Here is an 18,079-nt window from a genome sequence, read left to right as displayed (position 1 = left end):
CATGAAAAATTATTACGCACTCGGCTTATGGATGCTGCTTTCCGCTTTTGCGCCAGCGATACAGCAGAAAAAAATTAAAATATTCCTGGCCGGTGATTCCACCATGGCCATTAAAGAAAAAAGAACCTTCCCCGAAACGGGTTGGGGCATGCCCTTTATTTACTTCTGGGATTCATCCGTTACGGTAATCAATAAGGCCAAAAACGGCAGAAGCACTTCCTCCTTCAAAAAGGAAGGCTTATGGCAATCAATCATCGATGAAGCCGGCCCCGGCGACTATGTGCTGATCCAGTTTGGACACAATGACGAAGTGCCTACAAAGAAAACCTACACACCCCAACCGGAATTTAAAAACAACCTGGTACAATTTATCAACGAAACCAGGAATAAGGGCTCCATCCCGGTTCTGATTACCCCGGTGGCAAGGAGAAAATTTGATAACAAGGGGAAAATAATGGAGACGCATGCCGTTTACGCAGCCATTGTAAGAGCAGTGGCCCGGCAGGAGCATACACCACTCATCGACCTTGACCAAACCAGCCAGCAGCTTTACCAGCAACTGGGCGATGCATATTCCAAACTATTATTCATGCACCTGGCCCCCGGCGAGCATCCCAACTACCCCAGCGGCAAAACAGACGACACGCATTTTACAGAACTCGGAGCGCGGAAAATTGCAGAGCTGGTGCTGGCAGACATCCGGAAACAGGTGCCCCTGCTTGCTGCAAGGACGGTTGATACGGCTTCAAAAGCAGGCCGTTGATTATTGTACTTTTTTTACCAATACGATCCGCGACCGGTCGGCGGCATACACCGTATTGTAAAAAGCAGCCATGTTTTCATAATCGCTGGCGGGAAAACGACCGCTATTGCGCTCATACCGGCGCACCATGCGGACTAGTCCGTCTGCCAGCTCAAACCGGATAGCATACACGCCAAAAACGTTTTCGATGGCTACCGGCCGGGGCATGGCTTCTGCCACATACCCCGGGGGAATCTTGATTGACACCGTATCGGACATTACAAAACCATAATCAAAAACGATCTCATGCTGCCGCCTGCTCTCCCTGATAAGCTGGGGTGTATTGGAGGATAGTATATTGGGCGTAATGAACAGGCGCTTCCCCGTTATGGTAGCATATCCCTTTGATAGCAGCTGCATTTTTTCTGTAATAGCCGGAACATCCTTTTTGCTCCCTTCCTGGTAACCAAAAGAGCCCACCTCGTAATTAGGGATTGAGAAACGACTCCGTAGCCGCTGCTGCTTTTCCTCGTCCGACAAACCATACATTACATGATGCAGGTCATCCTGGAGCAGGCCTGAGCAGCGGGTCACAACCGAAGCAATGAGGGTGCCGTCTTCATCAAGACGGGCATCAATGAGCCGCTGCTGCACATTTTCCGGCTTTGGATAGGCAGGTGTGCGCACCAGCCGGCTATCAGCAGCATCAATCAGCAATGCCTCCCGATCTCCGGTAAACCCTCCCATATAACCCGGTTCTACAGTCTGGCTGGTACATTCCAGCCACACCGAATCCCTGCCACCGGGCACGCAAACAATAACGTGATTGAACTGGTTGGAAGGAAAATCGCTGACCACATCCTTATCCTCCGTTCCTCCGGTGATTAATGCGGAGTAAGCCCGGATACCGGCCTCTTTAAGCAATGCTACCATATAGTTCGACAAGGCCTTGCAGTCGCCATATTTTTTTTCGGCAACATAGGTGGCATCCAGCGGTTGCCACCCTCCCATTCCCAGCTGGATGCTGATGTAGCGGGAATTCTGCTGCATATACCGGTATAAGGTATCAATCTTTTCACGTTCCGTTTTTAATCCGGCAGTCAGTTCTTTTACTTTTGTTTTAATACCGGCGGGCAATACATCGCGCCCGGCATACAAGGTGGTCATAAATCTTCCAAACTGCTGCCAGGTTTCCATATTTCCTTTATAACCTCCAATCTCAAAGGATGAAGGCGCCGTCAGCACCCGGGTCACCAGCTGGTTCCACTCCGGAGCAAAGGCTTCTTCTTCCTGCGCCGGCACATTGTCCAATTCCCAGGAAAGGGTCTTTGTATTCTTTGTTTCCTTTATCCCCGGCGCTTCCGTATAACGAAACATTTTATAGCGCAGTTTGTAATCTTTTGGTAGTACAAAAGCAAGCTTACTGTTTTCAACAGCAATCTGCGGACCACTTTGAGGCATCCATTCCGGGAAATAAAAGATACCGTTCAGTTCCACTTCAATATCATACGCCACCGTATAAGGGTACTGCTTATAATAAAAGTTGTGGTATTTATAACGTCCGTCTGTAATCAGGCTGGAGCCATCGGTACCGTTTCCGTCCTGAATATCCTTCCTTTTGATGGATTTCAGTTTTTTTCCCCCGGCATCATAAAGGGTGCCGGAAATATCAGTGATCAGGCGAAATTTGTCGTATCCTACCACAAGCGCGGCATATTCATCGGCCGCTTCGCTCAGAACCGTATATGCATAGTGCCGGCGATAAATGGCTTTACCGGTATTGCGCACTTCAATAAACGTTTCATCTACCCGCTTGACCAGCTTTGCTTTTTTTAGCAGCGCCTCAGGTATCGTGCTTACCGGGTACTCAGCCTTCGACCGGACCACAAATACCCCTGCAAAAAGGAGCACCATAATGCTTCTCAAAAAAAATGCAGCCATTAATTTTTTATTCTTTTTAAAACAATCTGCTCGCTGTGCTTACGCGCAATATGCCCAAAAAAATCACGCAATGACTGGTAATCTTCTGCCCGGAAATAAGCCCGTTTTATGTCGATCTTGCTCTGAAGCATGATGCGTCCGCCGGAAGCGCTGACGATGTACTCAAACACACCTTCATTGTCATTGAGCCTAACACGCGCCGATTTGGGAATTTCCTCTACCTCATAACCCTTCGGTATTTCCATATTCAGCACATACAACTGAAACAGGGTATAGGGCATTTCTACCGGGTACTTTCGCTCAGCCGAAACAAAGGGATTTTTTTTGATGGCCTCGCTAAACATCGGGTTCAGGTAAATCATATCTTCTGCTCCCAGGTCAACGCTCATCTTATACTTCACCGATATGGGCAAGTCAGTTCTTTTTAGAGAGTCGATCTGTATCTCTGAAAGGCGCACGGGAAACGAATAGGCTTTTTCCGCCTCCTTCAGATAGTCCCCTGCATCTTTTGTTACCAGCTCGTCCCTGATCCCGCAGGATTCAAAATAACCCGGTGTACTGGTATATGACCCGCTCAGTCCTTTTCCGTCCGCATTGTTTACCAGGAACAGTAAGGTGGTTTTGCGCTCCTGCAGCGAGTCGGGATCAAAACTCAGGTTGCGCGGGGCAGCGCTCACTAAAAAAGCCGATCCGTTGTAACATTCAGCCGGCAGTTTTCCAAAACCCATCCTGGGCCGGGTTGCATCCAGGTAACAAGACTTACCATCGATGCGGGCGGCACAAATCAGGTAATTATATTTGTTGAGCAACGGGTAAAACGGGTTTGCCAGGCCATGGCTCCGGGTGCTTAGCAAAACAGGATCAGCGGTGATGCCCCGCTGCCTGAGCATCGCAATCAGGAGCATATTAATCTCCGCACCCGTTCCGTTTTTTTTCCGGAAGACATCCTTTAAGCTGGTATTATCCGACATATAAAACCCGCTCGATCCGGTGGCCGTAAAATGATCCCTTACAAAAGCATAGATGGCCTGCACCGCCCCAAGATCGGTTGTTGCATCGGATGTGATCTTTTTTACCTCATCACCCAGCCAAAAATTGGGGCGCGTGAGCGCTCCTCCAAAATCTTCATGCTTTAACAACTGCTCGCTGGCAGTGGCCCAATTGCCCATTACATCCTTGGGAGGTGTGTTGGGGAACCGGTACTGCGAAAGCTGAAAATCGATTTTTGAATTGTGATTTTCGATAGAGGATGTAAAGGGCTCTTCTTTCAGCGCAGGAACATCCGTTGCCGACCAGGTATTTTGTGTTTCATAGCCAGAAAGCGTATAATGCTCTGTTGCCCGGGTGCCGTTGGATTCGGTTACCGACCAGCTTTTAAAAACATCCTTCCTGGTATTTTTTAGCGGCACATATCCCTGCGATAAAAACACGTACTGGAAAAATTCGGGAATGTAAACGGTGTATTGCGTAAACAACCGGGGATCATCGCCCTGGAATTCCCAGGACCGCAGGTTAAACAAAAACTCAGACTCAATGGAATAGGTGTATTCCACAATGGAGCCTTCTTTGAGATTCGGAAAGGTAAACTTCCTTGACACCCAGTTCCGGTTCTGTTTTTCCCTGAAGATATTCGATGACTCCAGCTTTGTTTGCTGCACAATGCCATTTTCCAGGTTGTAAGTAATGCCTTTCACCTCGGTAAGTTTTTCCTCTCCATCCGGAGATGTATAAAGATCAATAGAAACATTGCCGGCATCAAATCCCTTCTTGTCCAGTATTTTGATTCGCGTGGTACGTTTATGGATCAGTGAAAACCAGCCTTTATTATTGCCCTCGATCTTTGATGTGCCTACATCCGACAACACCACTGCACTGGTATTGGAGTCAATTACGGGCGACTTCAGGGTAAAATCCCCGGCGCTTACCTTCCCAAATTTTGAGTTTGTTTTTTCCTGGGCGTCACCCGCAACAGGAAAAAGGCATACCAGGCAAAGCAGTATCAATAAAGTAGTTCTCATAATAGTTATTCAGTAACAGCAGCAAATATAAAAAGCTCTGTTAAAGAATTTTCAATTTTTAATGGCCGGGCGCAAAAAAGAGGTTATCAAAAGTTTCTCATTTGTCATGCCGAACTTGCGTCGGCATCCAAAAGAGATTAATTACCAATAGATTCCGAAACAAGAATAGATCCCGGGTCAAGCCCGGGGATGACATCTTCAGAACGACATCATGCTGTAAAGCGACTTTTGAAGACAGCTCCATTTCTTAATGTTTCATACGGAGTATTAAAAACAATAATAACCTGTAGCGATCAGCTTATCAGCAATACGGCGCCGTGCCTCCTTACTGTTAAAGGGTTGTGCTTTTGTAAACCGTTTCAATCCCATCAGGATCATCCGCCGCTCATCTCCTTCCGCAAAGCCGTTAATGGCATCCTTGCCGGCTTTGTTTATGTGGTCTGCTGCATCATACAGGTATACCCGGGTCATCTCCGCGTAGTCTGCAGCTGCGGCCGCCCCTTTTGTTTCGGCGGTTTTCATGGTGCGCAGCAACATGCTTTCGGCATGAAACACTTCCATAGCCATATCTGCGATATGCATCAGGATCTCCTGCTCACCTTCTATTTTCATCATCAGCTTTTGTGCGGCCGCTCCCGCCACCATCAGGATGGCTTTTTTAAGATGGGCAATCAGCCTGCGTTCTTCGGAAAAAGGAGCTTCCTCTTCGCCGCCGAAGTCGGGTATACTCATTAGTTCTTTTTGAACCTCCATTGCAGGGCCCATCAGGTTCAGGCGCCCCTGCATGGCGCGTTTCAGCGTCATATCAAGGATCAGCAACCGGTTAATTTCATTGGTACCCTCGTAAATACGGTTGATGCGGCTATCGCGGTAGGCCCGGGAAATATTGTACTCGGCGCTAAACCCGTTGCCGCCATGGATCTGAACACCTTCATCTACCACAAAGTCCAGCAGCTCGCTTCCAAATACTTTTAACATGGCGCACTCAATAGCATATTCTTCTGCCGCGCCCAGCAGCGCCTCGTTAAAAGGCTTCCCTTCGGCCAGGAGTTTTTGTTCAAACTGGTCGATCCATTTTGCAGTACGGTATAAAGCCGATTCCGCGGCAAACATTCCAATAGCCATTGATGCCAGCTTGTGCTTGATGGCGCCAAAATTACTGATGGGCTGTTTAAACTGCTCGCGCGTCTTCGCATACTCCAGGGAAGTATTAAACGCCTTGCGCGCCCCGCCCAGTGCCGCCGCGCAAAGCTTCAGCCGCCCGATGTTTAATATATTAAAAGCGATCTTATGGCCTTTCCCGATTTCTCCCAGCACATTTTCAACAGGCACTTTGGCGTCCTGGAAGTACAATTGCACGGTTGAGGATCCCTTTATACCCATTTTCTGCTCCTCGGGTCCCTGTGTAAAACCTTCGGTTCCGCGTTCTACAATAAAGCCCGTAAACTTATCGCCGTCTACCTTTGCAAATACCGTATACACATCGGCAAAACCTCCATTGGTAATCCAGCATTTCTGCCCGTTTAATAAATAATAATTTCCGTCATCACTCAGCTTAGCGGTGGTCTTGGCGCTCAGTGCATCACTGCCGCTATTGGGCTCTGTAAGACCATAAGCGCCCGTCCATTCACCGGTAATCAGTTTGGGAATATACTTTTGTTTCTGTTCAGGATTTCCAAAGTATAAAATAGGAAGCGTTCCAATACCGGTATGTGCAGCAATGGCCACGGAAAAAGAATGCCCGGCACCCAGATACTCATTGATGATGGTAGCAGTTACAAAATCTTTACCCAGCCCGCCATATTCTTCCGGAAAGGAGGTAGCCAGCAGGCCCTGCTCGCCGGCCTTTTGCACCAGTTGCTTCATCAGCCCCGGTTCCATACTGTCTATACGGTCCAGATTAGGCCATATCTCCACCTCCAGAAACTGGTTGCACAGGTCGCGGATCATCAACTGCTCCTCATCAAACTCATTGGCTATAAATGTTTGAGCAGGTACCTGTTCCTTTATCAGCCACTCTGCACCTTTTGCGATGGTTTCGTTGTTTACAGCGGCATCCATTGTTTTTGTTTTTAAAGTTTTTTAAATGTCTGACTTCCGTAAATCAGCTTCCAGTCTTTAGCCATCAGCCCGTAACCGTTACTAAAAGCTTATCACCGAAGGCTAAAAGCGGATAACGCTTACCTTAGATTTTCATATACGATCTTCAGTACCTCTTTACAAACTTCAATTTTATCTTCACTTACTCCGGAGAGAGCCTCTTCCACTGTTTCCTCCGCAAAGCTGTAGCAGGTATCCTGCATTTCCTTGGCCTGTTCTGTCAGGTAGATCATGTTCTTTCTCCGGTCGGCCTTTGAAGGAATTCTTTTTACCATTCCTGCCTTTTCAAGATTATCCACCAGCCTTGTCATGCTGGGTTTATCCCTAAAAGTGGCTTTGCAAAGGTCCTGCTGGCTGATACCATCCTCCTTCCACAAATGGTACAATACGCTCCACTGCTCAATGGTCAGATTCAGATCCGCCTGGTTGAACTTCTTTTGCAATCGCCTTGCAATAGCCGTACTGGCCACGCCGGTGATAAAACTATATAACTCACTCTTTTTAAATTGGTTGTTTGGCATATAGTTGTTTTAACAACTAACCAAAGTTAGCCTATTTTTCAATCCAATCAGCATTTTCAATGTTGATTACCGTCAATAAAAGGCCAAAAAAAGGCGGTGCTGCATAATCTGTTTTAACGGTCTTCCAATATATACGAAAGCCTAATCGCCGGCATCAATAGCCTGGTCTTTTTTAACGGAGAGGCCGGCCCTGTGAAGCATCAGCTGCTCCTGCGCTTTGCTGAAACTGACCTCCACCCACCCCGTGTACGTTCCATCGTTGCGGCCTATTAAAAAGGGAATGAACTGGTGGCTGACAGCAACCCAATCGCCCCGCCAAATGACCTGATCCTGAAGGTTTGTTACTTTCTCCGACAACAGCGCGGCAACGCCTTCTGACCAGTAATAGCCGCTAAAGTCTGCGGTTCCGATCCGCTGTTTACTGCTGAATACCGGGATGCGCTCCTCAGTATTAACCGGAAGCCGGACAGTGCCACGGGTTTGCACCATCCACTGTTTTTTATCCTCGCCGTTAACCGGGTCCCCAAGAAACGACGTTCTAAAAACCAGGTCCGGAGTTCCGTCACTGTCTATATCAACAGATGCCTGCTGGCCAAAGGCAATGGCCTGGTTACCGAGGTCTTTATGTTTTATGATTGCAGGAGGATCCTGTACCCGATCCGTTGTTTTCTTATGGCATCCTATAACCGCGATGGCAGAAAGACAAAAAAGACAGAAGCGCATCATTTTTACCGGAAGATACGCACTTTGCAGATTTGCAGCCGGCCGGCGGGATGAATTGTTCCAAACCGGGGACGAAACCGCTTTTCCCATTGTCACTTGTGTTGTTCTGTATTAAAAAACAACACGGTTTCCTCCCGCCGCGCAGAAAACACCTGATGATCTCATTTTTCTACTTATTATTCTTGCCGGATTCGCGCTAAAATAAACGAAATTGCAGTGGTCCGGCGTCCGGCGGGGCTTTAATCTGAAGATCTGGAGCAACGATATATTTCATATAACCAATCGGTGATCTGCTATACGGTCGGTGGCAGCGGTCCGCAGCCGGTGATCTGCCTCCACGGCTTCAATGAGTCGGCCCGGGCCTTTTCGGTATTACAGGATCCTGCCAACCGGTACACCATCCTGTCCATCGATGCACCTTTTCACGGGAACACCCGGTGGAAAGAGGGGCTCCGGTTTACCCCGGCCCAACTTCATGAGATCATTCATCTTATGCTCAATGCGGAATCCCGCCCCGTAACCCAGCCATTAATATTTGTTGGGTTCAGCCTGGGAGGACGTATGTGCCTTTCCTATTACCAGCAGTATCCGCAACAGGTTAGCCATCTTTTCCTGCTGGCGCCGGATGGCTTAAAAATGAGCCCCTGGTACTGGTTTTCATCGCATACCATCATCGGCAACCGGTTATTTGCCGTCACTATGAAGCATCCCGGCTGGCTGATAAAATTTGCGGGCATCCTTTATAAGACCGGCGTGATCAATGCCGGTGTTAAAAAATTTGTGGTTCAGCACCTGCATCGCCGGGACGTGCGGGAAAAACTCTACACCGTATGGACGGCATTCCGTTTTTTTAAGCCGGATACCCCGCGCATAAAAACAATCATTACCCGGCAACAAACACCCACAGACCTTTATTTTGGGCGGTACGACAAGGTAATTCCGGCACACGGAGGCTTTTCCTTTGTTAAAAACATCGGGGCGGTTGCTCAAATCCATATACTGGAAGCAGGGCACCGGTTGTTGCAGGATGCTACCGTACAGGCGGCATTAATGAAGAAGCCTGTATAACATTTCCTGCAGCGTTGGAGCTGCTATATTCCACAACAGGTTTTTTGTATCTTTACAACAATGATTCCGGATCTATATATACCTACTTATACCATTGGCGACTGGAAGCAATGGGAGGGCGATTAGGAGCTCATCAAGGTTAACCCGGTGGCTATGAGGCCATCGCCGCTCAACAAACATAAGCTGATGAGCGGTGATCTTTATGCTTATTTTTATAACCATCTACGCAAAAACAGGCCATCCTGCAACTGCCAGGTTTTATTTGAACAGGATTGGATCATTGATGAAAGCAATGTAGTACGCCCCGATATTTTAATTGCCTGCGGAGACCTGGATCCCGAAGGCCATATTACAAAAACACCCGCTTTAATTGTAGAAATATACTCCCAGGCTACCCGGCTCAAGGACCGGAATACCAAGTTTACCCTTTACGAATTCTGCGGGGTAAAATACTACCTGATGGCAGACCCGGACACCAACACTGTACAGGTTTTTGAACTGATGGATAACAAATACAAAGAACTGTTTCCTCCATTCCAATTGAACCTGGCCGAACATTGTTGGATCCCTTTTGATCTGCACGCTATAACCGGTGCGTAACTTTTTGTCTGCAGCGTGGCACTTGCTGTTTAGTTTTTATAAGAAGGCGTACAGGTTCTCTATTGCGATCAAAGTGGTAAAAAAAAGCGGCTCCAATTTAACAGCACTATCGCTATCCCGGTAATAAAAACTTAGCTTTGTCGCATGTGGTTGATCGGTATCATCAGCGTTTTATTTTCATTGTATGCAGTCCTTATCCTGTTTTACACCCGAAGCTGGAACCAGATCCCCCTGCAGGTTACAACCGGAACGCCGGTTAAAGAGGGCATCACATTCTCCATTGTCATCCCGGCCCGGAATGAAGCGGAAAATATCATCTCCCTGCTGCAATCCATAAAAAAGCAAACTTATCCTGCTCCTCTTTTCGAAGTCATTGTGGTGGACGACCATTCAGACGATGATACAGCGCTGCTCATTAAACGGTTTGCAATGGAAAACGGGGCGGAGCCTTTTATCAAACTCATCCGGCTCTCCGGACAAGAGCTTAATTCATACAAGAAAAAAGCCATTGAAACTGGCATTGCATCTGCAAAAAACGATTGGATCGTTTGCACCGATGCAGACTGTACAGCACCTGAAGGATGGCTGCAAAGCATGGCACAGGCCATACAGGCAACCGATCCGGTATTTATAGCGGCCCCGGTGGCCTTCACTGAAACGGGCACACTGGTCAATGTATTCCAGGACCTGGATTTTATCACCCTGCAGGGCATTACCGGCGCTTCCGTTTACAAAAACATACATACGATGTGCAACGGAGCCAATCTTGCTTACCGGCGCGATATATTTGCAGAGGTAGAGGGATTTCGCGGCATTGACACTATCGCCTCCGGGGATGATATGCTGCTGATGCATAAAATTTGGAAGCAGTACCCGCAGCGGGTAACCTACCTGAAATCGGAACAGGCCATTATAAAAACAGCTGCCGCACCCAACTGGCGCGCCTTTTTTAACCAGCGTATCCGTTGGGCCAGTAAAGCCACCAGCTATAATGATCAGCGTATTTTTGGGGTGCTGCTGCTGGTATATCTTTTGAACGCTTCTTTTTTGGTTTTGCTCATAGCGGGGTTCGCAAACAACGATTACTTTTTTACATTGCTTGCCTGTTGGGTTTTGAAAACCCTTGTCGAATATCCTTTTATTAAAAGTGTGGCAAGGTTCTTTAATAAACAGGAACGGCTCAGATATTTCTTTTTATTGCAGCCGCTGCATATCGGTTACACGGTATTTGCAGGGTTCCTTGGCAGTTTTGGCCGGTATGAGTGGAAAGGCAGAAGAGTAAAATAGTATTTCAACCCAATCGGCAACCACACAAAAATGAAGATAAAAAGTCCGGAAGAATAGTAGCACCCATTTTCCGGTTTTGTTTTTTCATACATTTGAACCGCATGCAATTATTCGCCATATTCCACCAGCCTGCCTGGAAGCGGCTCAAAAAAAACAAGGGCGCAATGGCCGGCTTATGGGTGATCCTTTTGTCGGTTTTTGTAGCAGTATTCTGCTATTTTCTGGCAGAAGACGCCTCTCCCAATGCCAACCGGATCATCCTCGAAATCGGTGGTGCCCGGCCTGGATTTAAACAAAGCTTCCTTAAAATAAAAAAAGAGCAACAGCAGCCCCCTGCAGGTTTTCTGCAACAGCTGGTTACGGGCCGGCCCGACCAATCGGATTATATTCCTATAGTAGCTTATAGATACGTGGGAGACAGTGTGTTTATTGATAAATATATTGATGAAGGTGTGACTGAAAAAATGGCTTTTGCAAAGATACAATTGCCGGCAAAGCCCATTGTTACAAAAACCTTCTGGCTGGGTACCGACACCTACGGGCGGGATATCCTCAGCAGGCTCATTGTGGGTACACGGGTAAGCCTGAGCGTGGGTATGATCACGGTGCTGATATCCATCAGCATCGGGCTGATCCTTGGCTCCCTCGCCGGGTTTTACAGGGGCCGGGTAGATGAAGTTATTATGTGGTTTATCAATGTAATCTGGAGCATCCCTACACTGCTGCTTGTTTTTGCCATTACATTAGCATTGGGTAAGGGATTTTGGCAGGTGTTTATTGCTGTGGGTTTAACGATGTGGGTAAATGTTGCACGCCTTGTCAGAGGCCAGGCACTGGCTGTAAGGGAACTGGAATATATTGAAGCCGCCAGGGCGCTGGGATTTAAAAATGCACGTATTATTGCCCGTCATATCTGGCCCAATATTATGGGGCCGGTGCTGGTAATTGCCGCTGCCAACTTTGCTTCCGCCATTGTTATTGAAGCCGGCCTGAGTTTCCTGGGCGTTGGTGTACAGCCTCCGCAACCCAGCTGGGGATTAATGATCAAAGAAAACTATAATTTTATCATTACTCAAAACCCCATGCTGGCCCTGGCGCCCGGCTTTGCGATTATGATCCTCGTACTGGCATTTAACCTGTTTGGCAATGGGTTAAGGGACGCCTTAAACGTAAAAGGCAGGCTGTGATGAAGGCAATGGTAAATAGTCAATGGGCGGCCTGCCGTACAGATGCCATTTCCTTAGACGCCGCATTCCCGTTTGCGTTTTGCCGGCCCAACATCTGGCTTAAGGAAACGGTATTGATTCACTACTGACTATTCCCTATTGCCTAATCCAGCACCCGCACATTTCTTGCAAAACTTTCTTCCAGGGATATCAGGGTTTCCGTTCTTTCAATACCCTTGATCTTTTGCAGTTTCTCATGCAATACCATGCGGAGCTCGCTGATATCCTTACAAATAATTTCGGCAAACATGCTGTAGTTACCGGTTGTATAATTGAGCCGCACCACCTCTTTTAGCTTATACAACTCTTTGGCCACCGAATCATACAACGAGCTTTCTCTCAGGTAAATTCCAATAAAAGCAATAACATCGTACCCCAATAGCTTCAGATCTGTATTTAATTTTGTACCTTTCACAATGCCATCTTTCTGCAATTTTTTGATGCGCACATGAATGGTACCGCCCGATACGAAAAGTTTTTTACCGAGGTCGGCATAAGAAATCTCAGCATCCTCCATCATGTGCTGGATGATCTGTAAATCGAGTTTGTCCAGATTCAATTTATTGTTCATTTAGGCAATATTGATTTTAAATAATTCAACAATCAATGCAAATATTTAAAAATTCTCTATATTTTCAAAATTTTTATTGAATTATTTGGAACAATAGGGAAATAATGCCTATTTTTGTTCTATCAAACGCTGAAAAAGGCGGGTTCTTTTACACTGTGGGGTGATGAAATTTTTGGCAGACATGCCCTCTTGTCTCGGGGGTGAGGAGTCCAGGATAAACACAGCATAGAGCCGGTTCTGATTTCGGTCAGAATCGACCGGGGTTGACCACCACGGATTTTGTGTTGCGGCTAACTGCCTCGTGGAGGTTCGAGCCCTCCCCCTACAGCTTTTAAACCCTTGCAGGTGCGCCCTGTGAGGGTTTTTTATTGTGCTTTCCCCGGGAAACCCTTTATTTATAACCGATCCGCTCCCTGTTTTTCCACGCTTCTTCCCTGGCCCTTTTCTCCGCCTCTGTATCCAGCATCTTTTCTCCCGATAGCTATCCTATCGTATGGACACATTTCTGGAGATTGAACGGTTATCACGAATTAGGATTACGATGCGGGGCCTGTAACATACGATAGAATGCATCGGAACACAGACTTTCATTCCGCAAAGTGCATGGGCGGCAAGTTAACTTTTGACCCTGGGAGCTGCAGCGCAGCGCTGATCCTGTTAGTAAACGGCAATACGGGTTATAAAGGTGCAGCGCACCGGTAATCATTGCGGGTAGTACAAGCCCCGCGTACGAAATTACCGCCGCGCTGCGGCTAAGGGAAGTTTTAGATACTCATAGTTATAAGGGTTAACGGCGCGCTGCGCCTGTTTGCCATTAAGAGATGAGGCCTTTTGGATCTGAAAGGCCTACGCTGCTGCATTTTATGGGAATAGGTCTTTTCTTATCTTGACGCACATGCCCGCCTCTTCGGGTAAACTCAGGGCAGGCTCCGGGAGATATTGCAGCTCCTTCTATTTCATACTAATTCAGTAATATTCGCTGTTAAACGGTCGCAGATCCGGCGATGACAAAGCATCAGGCAATGCTATTATTTTCAGGAGATGTGTCTACACGATAGGATTGCTATCGGGACTTCATATATCTGGTTTAGCTGGGCATCATGCACATCAATCCGCTGGTGCAAATCGTTACGCAGATTTTGTAGCTGTTGCAAAAAATCGCCCCGGTGCAGGGCTAATTCCCGCAAGGCGATAAAAGCCCGGACAATCGCAATATTCATCTCAATTGCCTTATCACTGTTTAGCACGGATGCCAGCATGGCCACACCATGTTCAGTAAAGGCAAACGGCAGGTATTTTGAGTGTCTGCCCCGCTTTGAGACTACCAGTTCATCCCCTGTAACCGCGGCAGGCTTTAAGGTCGCAAATTGCGACCTTAAAGCCTCATACTCTTCTTTTGTCAGTTCAAACATAAAATCATTGGGAAAACGATTCCTGTTTCTCCTAACGGCCTCCTTCAGGCGCTTGGTTTCAACCTGGTACAAATCAGCGAGATCATAATCCATCATTACCCGCTGATCCCTTATTTCATAAATTTTTTGTTGAATAACAGTTAATTGCATGGTGTTCTCCTTTATTTTCAATGGTTAAAGCGTTTTCAATATTAATTTACAAAATTTTCGTCATAATGGAACTATCCCCCGGGGAAAAAAGACCCCATTCTGCAGCTACCCGCATAATGCAAAAAGGGGGCCTGCCTCCCTGAAAATGCCGGTATATTTTAATTATCTTTGTCCGTTATGCAGGATTTGATTCAAAAATTAGAAGCTTACAAACAGGAGATCACGGGCTTTTCCGGCGCGGAGGCCGAAGTATTTCGCATTCAATGGCTGGGCTCCAAAGGCCGGGTAAAGGAGGTAATGGGCGAGATGAAAAATGTGCCTGCTGAACAAAAAAAAGCAGCGGGGCAATTGCTGAATGAATTTAAACTATTTGCCGAAGCCCGGTATGCCGGGTTGAAGGAAACAGCAGAAGCCGGTGCCACAGATCGCGCTACACCCGATCTTTCCTTGCCCGGAGACGCTGTTCCGCTGGGAAGCCGTCATCCCATTTCCCTGATGCGGAATAAGATCATTTCCATTTTTCAGCGACTGGGATTTGCCGTTGCAGAAGGACCTGAGATTGAAGACGACTGGCATAATTTTACTGCGCTCAACATGCCGGAGCATCATCCGGCGCGGGATATGCAGGACACATTTTATGTAGATGCCGGTGAAAATGCAGCAGTTGACTGGCTGTTGCGCACGCACACCAGCAATACGCAGATCCGCGAAATGGAAAAGGGCAAACCACCTATCCGTGTTATCTGTCCGGGACGCGTATACCGCAATGAGACCATCAGTGCCCGCAGTCATTGCTTTTTCCATCAGGTAGAAGGCCTTTATATTGATGAAAACGTTTCCTTTGCAGATCTTAAGCAAACACTTTATTTCTTTGTAAAGGAGATGTACGGTAAAGATGTACGGGTACGGTTCCGCCCCTCCTATTTCCCCTTTACCGAGCCCAGTGCAGAAATGGATGTCAGCTGTTTTATCTGCGGCGGAAAGGGTTGCAATATTTGTAAAAAAACAGGCTGGGTCGAGATCCTGGGCTGTGGAATGGTACACCCGAACGTATTGCAAAACTGCGGAATTGATCCCGAAAAGTATACGGGATTTGCATTTGGGATGGGGGTTGAACGGCCAGCCATGTTAAAATACGGGATTAATGATATCCGGTTATTCAGCGAAAACGATGTGCGTTTTCTGAAACAATTTACCAGCACCACCTGAAACAAAGAGCTGCTTGCTTATTTTTGATAATTATTTATAGAATTAAGAATGGAAAAAGAACAACTGAAACAACAGGTAAAAGAGCAGATTATCAAGTTCCTGAACCTGAATAGTGTAAAACCCGAAGAAATAAAGGACGATGAGCCGCTGTTCGGGGAAGGCCTTGGACTGGACTCCATCGACTCCATTGAGTTGATCGTAATGCTTTCCAGGGAATATGGCATCAATATCCAGGACCCCAAAGAGGGAAGAAAAATATTAACTACCGTTAATACAATGGTAGATTATATCGAACAGCACCGTACAAAATAAAACTTCATTTTGGGCAGGATCCTTGTTACCGGCATGGGACTTATTTCCGCAATCGGTGATACCGTAGCAGAAAACCGCCGGTCGCTCCTGGCGGGGCATTCGGGTATTGGCAACGCCGTACACCTCCCGTCCAAATACACCGCAACCCTTCCATTTGGCGAAATCAAAAAGAGCACGGAAGCACTAAAAGACGCCGCTGTATCTGCCTACCCCGAGGTAACCCGTACCGACCTGATTGCCCTGCAGGCAGTGAGAGAGGCTATTAAAGATGCACAGCTTTCTGAAGCAGACCTGCGTAGTCATTCCACAGCATTGATTGGCGCCAGTACCGTAGGCGGTATGTGTTTAACAGACCAGATGTATGCCGATGCCAATACGACAACCGCATCCGGAAGCCCCTTTCTGGCTTCCTACTCCAACAGTGCCAGCACCCTTTTTCTGCAGTCTTTTTTTGATATCGGCGGCGTGGTAAACACATTTAATACCGCCTGCTCCTCGTCTGCCAATGCCATTATGTATGGCGCCCGTCTGTTGCAGAATGGCCTGGCGGAACGGGCTATTGTAGGAGGAACCGATAGCCTGGCCAAATTTACCATCAACGGGTTTAATGCGCTGATGATTCTTTCCAATGCCCCCTGCCGGCCCTTTGACAATGCCCGCAAAGGACTTAATCTGGGCGAAGCGGGCGGCTTTATTGTTTTGGAAAAAGAAGAAAACATCGCGCCCTCCCGCACGGTTTATGCAGAACTAAAAGGTTTTGGGAACAGCAATGATGCCCATCACCCATCCTCCACCTCCGAAAACGCCGATGGGCCGTATTTGTGTATGCAGGAGGCTCTGAAAGCGGCAGGCCTCGGGCCGGAAGCCATTGATTTTATTAATGCGCACGGCACTGCTACCGAAAACAATGACGAAACCGAAAGCGTAGCCATGCTTCGGCTATTTGACAAGGTGCCGGCTTTTGCCAGCACCAAGTCCTATACCGGCCATACATTGGGTGCCGCAGGGGCCGTGGAGGCCATCTACAGCATCCTTAACCTGCTCCACCAGGAAGTGTACCCGGCCCTCAATTTTGAAACGCCCATAGAAAAAACGGGGCTTACGCCTGTAGATAAGTACGAAAAACGTTCGCTTCGTTATGTAATGTCCAACTCTTTTGGCTTTGGAGGTAATTGCAGTTCACTGATTTTTGGACAGCACCTTTAATTAAACGGATATAGTTCTTCCCTTGTATTAATGCCTGAAAGTGCTAACTTTACAGAACACTTCCTGTTAAAAAGTGCATACCTATGACCACCGAAAAATACCCGGCAACTGCCGCTGTTTACATTGACCCACTTACAGATTTTGGCTTTAAGCGCATTTTTGGAACGGAGCCCAACAAAGAGTTGCTCATCGCCTTTTTAAACAGCATCTTCAACGGGCGCAAACAGATCACAGAACTCAGTTTCAGCAAAACAGAATACAAAGGCGACACCGCTAATGCAGGCGGTGCTGTTTTTGATTTGTTGTGCACCGGCGGTAACGGAGAAAGGTTCATTATTGAAGTACAACGCAGCAATCAAAAGAATTTTAAGGAACGGGCTCTCTTTTATACCAGCCGCCTTATCAGCGACCTGGCGCCAAAAGGGAAACGTGGCCTCTGGAGTTATGCATTGCCGGAAGTATACCTGATAGCGCTCCTGGAAAATGCTGCGATAGGAGATAATGCAGAGGGGCCGGTTGTCCACGATGTAGGGCTCTATAATGTAGGATCAGAAACTCCGTTCTATGATAAGCTGGGGTATATTTATATAGAATTACGTAAATTTGTAAAGAACGAAACGAAATTAAAAACAGACCTGGAAAAATGGCTGTATGTGCTGAAGAACCTGGGGCAAATGAAAAAAATGCCCGTGTTTCTGCTAAAAACAATATTTCAGAGGCTATTTCAAATTGCCGAATACAGTAACCTTACAAAAGAAGAAAAAATGCTTTACGACAAGAGTTTAAAACATAAATGGGACAATGCCAACGTGTTGAGTTTTGCCCGGGAGGAAGGCATCCGGATCGGCGAGCAAAAAGGCCGGGAAGAACGAAATTTTGAGTTTGTAATGAATCTTCTTACCAGTACTGATTTTGAAATATCAAAAATTGCGGCATTAGCCCAGGTTACCGTTGCCTATGTAAAACAGGTAAAAGCAAGGATCCGCTGAATTT

At 47.1% G+C, this 18,079-nt stretch carries 16 protein-coding genes; 9 read left to right on the top strand and 7 right to left on the bottom strand.

Annotated features, from left to right (window positions below; translation table 11 throughout):
* The first annotated feature begins 1 nt into the window (after position 1).
* A complete protein-coding gene (locus GGU45_RS08680; RefSeq protein ID WP_435223845.1) occupies positions 2-763 on the top strand; it encodes a rhamnogalacturonan acetylesterase in 762 nt (253 codons plus the stop codon).
* On the opposite strand, the gene GGU45_RS08675 is transcribed toward GGU45_RS08680, so the two are convergent.
* The 5 genes from GGU45_RS08675 to GGU45_RS08655 form a co-directional block, all read right to left on the bottom strand.
* Positions 764-2,683: a DUF3857 domain-containing transglutaminase family protein gene (locus GGU45_RS08675; protein ID WP_435223843.1), complete on the bottom strand. Its 1,920-nt coding sequence runs from the start codon at positions 2,681-2,683 to the stop codon at positions 764-766.
* On the bottom strand, positions 2,683-4,701 hold the full coding sequence (locus GGU45_RS08670) for a DUF3858 domain-containing protein (protein WP_435223841.1): 2,019 nt from the start codon (positions 4,699-4,701) through the stop codon (positions 2,683-2,685). The genes GGU45_RS08675 and GGU45_RS08670 overlap by 1 nt, the downstream gene beginning before the upstream one ends.
* A gap of 267 nt (positions 4,702-4,968) precedes the next feature.
* The gene (locus GGU45_RS08665) at positions 4,969-6,762 is read right to left on the bottom strand and encodes an acyl-CoA dehydrogenase FadE (protein WP_435223839.1); all 1,794 of its coding nucleotides are present in this window, start codon (positions 6,760-6,762) and stop codon (positions 4,969-4,971) included.
* Between the two features lie 119 nt (positions 6,763-6,881).
* The gene (locus GGU45_RS08660; protein WP_435223837.1) at positions 6,882-7,322 is read right to left on the bottom strand and encodes a MarR family winged helix-turn-helix transcriptional regulator; all 441 of its coding nucleotides are present in this window, start codon (positions 7,320-7,322) and stop codon (positions 6,882-6,884) included.
* 141 nt (positions 7,323-7,463) lie between these two features.
* Complete coding sequence (locus tag GGU45_RS08655; protein WP_435223836.1) at positions 7,464-8,135, bottom strand: hypothetical protein; 672 nt, start codon at positions 8,133-8,135, stop codon at positions 7,464-7,466.
* Between the two features lie 195 nt (positions 8,136-8,330).
* Between GGU45_RS08655 and GGU45_RS08650 the strand changes: the two genes are divergently transcribed.
* From GGU45_RS08650 to GGU45_RS08635, 4 genes are all read left to right on the top strand, one after another.
* Positions 8,331-9,113, top strand: coding sequence for an alpha/beta fold hydrolase (locus GGU45_RS08650; protein ID WP_435223834.1), 783 nt, complete (start codon positions 8,331-8,333; stop codon positions 9,111-9,113).
* A 153-nt stretch (positions 9,114-9,266) separates the two neighbouring features.
* Positions 9,267-9,713: a Uma2 family endonuclease gene (locus GGU45_RS08645; protein ID WP_435223833.1), complete on the top strand. Its 447-nt coding sequence runs from the start codon at positions 9,267-9,269 to the stop codon at positions 9,711-9,713.
* A gap of 144 nt (positions 9,714-9,857) precedes the next feature.
* Entirely contained in the window at positions 9,858-11,000 is a 1,143-nt protein-coding gene (locus GGU45_RS08640) for a glycosyltransferase (protein WP_435223832.1), read from the top strand.
* Between the two features lie 101 nt (positions 11,001-11,101).
* A complete protein-coding gene (locus GGU45_RS08635) occupies positions 11,102-12,187 on the top strand; it encodes an ABC transporter permease (RefSeq protein ID WP_435223831.1) in 1,086 nt (361 codons plus the stop codon).
* Positions 12,188-12,329: 142 nt separating this feature from the next.
* Here the strand turns inward: GGU45_RS08635 and GGU45_RS08630 are convergent, their stop codons facing one another.
* Both GGU45_RS08630 and GGU45_RS08625 read right to left on the bottom strand, forming a co-directional pair.
* Positions 12,330-12,797, bottom strand: a complete 468-nt coding sequence (locus tag GGU45_RS08630) for an Lrp/AsnC ligand binding domain-containing protein (RefSeq protein ID WP_435223829.1) — start codon at positions 12,795-12,797, stop codon at positions 12,330-12,332.
* A 1,034-nt stretch (positions 12,798-13,831) separates the two neighbouring features.
* Positions 13,832-14,359: an ORF6N domain-containing protein gene (locus GGU45_RS08625; RefSeq protein WP_435223827.1), complete on the bottom strand. Its 528-nt coding sequence runs from the start codon at positions 14,357-14,359 to the stop codon at positions 13,832-13,834.
* A gap of 177 nt (positions 14,360-14,536) precedes the next feature.
* Between GGU45_RS08625 and pheS the strand changes: the two genes are divergently transcribed.
* The 4 genes from pheS to GGU45_RS08605 all read left to right on the top strand — a co-directional run bounded on the left by pheS (position 14,537) and on the right by GGU45_RS08605 (position 18,075).
* Complete coding sequence (gene pheS / locus GGU45_RS08620; protein ID WP_435223826.1) at positions 14,537-15,568, top strand: phenylalanine--tRNA ligase subunit alpha; 1,032 nt, start codon at positions 14,537-14,539, stop codon at positions 15,566-15,568.
* A 48-nt stretch (positions 15,569-15,616) separates the two neighbouring features.
* Positions 15,617-15,880 (top strand): phosphopantetheine-binding protein, encoded by a 264-nt coding sequence (locus GGU45_RS08615; protein WP_435223824.1) that lies wholly within the window; start codon positions 15,617-15,619, stop codon positions 15,878-15,880.
* Positions 15,881-15,889: 9 nt separating this feature from the next.
* Entirely contained in the window at positions 15,890-17,086 is a 1,197-nt protein-coding gene (locus GGU45_RS08610; RefSeq protein WP_435223822.1) for a beta-ketoacyl-[acyl-carrier-protein] synthase family protein, read from the top strand.
* Positions 17,087-17,169: 83 nt separating this feature from the next.
* Positions 17,170-18,075, top strand: coding sequence for an Rpn family recombination-promoting nuclease/putative transposase (locus GGU45_RS08605; RefSeq protein WP_435223820.1), 906 nt, complete (start codon positions 17,170-17,172; stop codon positions 18,073-18,075).
* Positions 18,076-18,079 lie beyond the last annotated feature (4 nt).

The sequence above is a fragment of the Niabella hirudinis genome (assembly GCF_051201075.1).
Classification (GTDB): domain Bacteria; phylum Bacteroidota; class Bacteroidia; order Chitinophagales; family Chitinophagaceae; genus Niabella; species Niabella hirudinis.
This window is presented reverse-complemented; position numbering and strand designations above follow the sequence as displayed.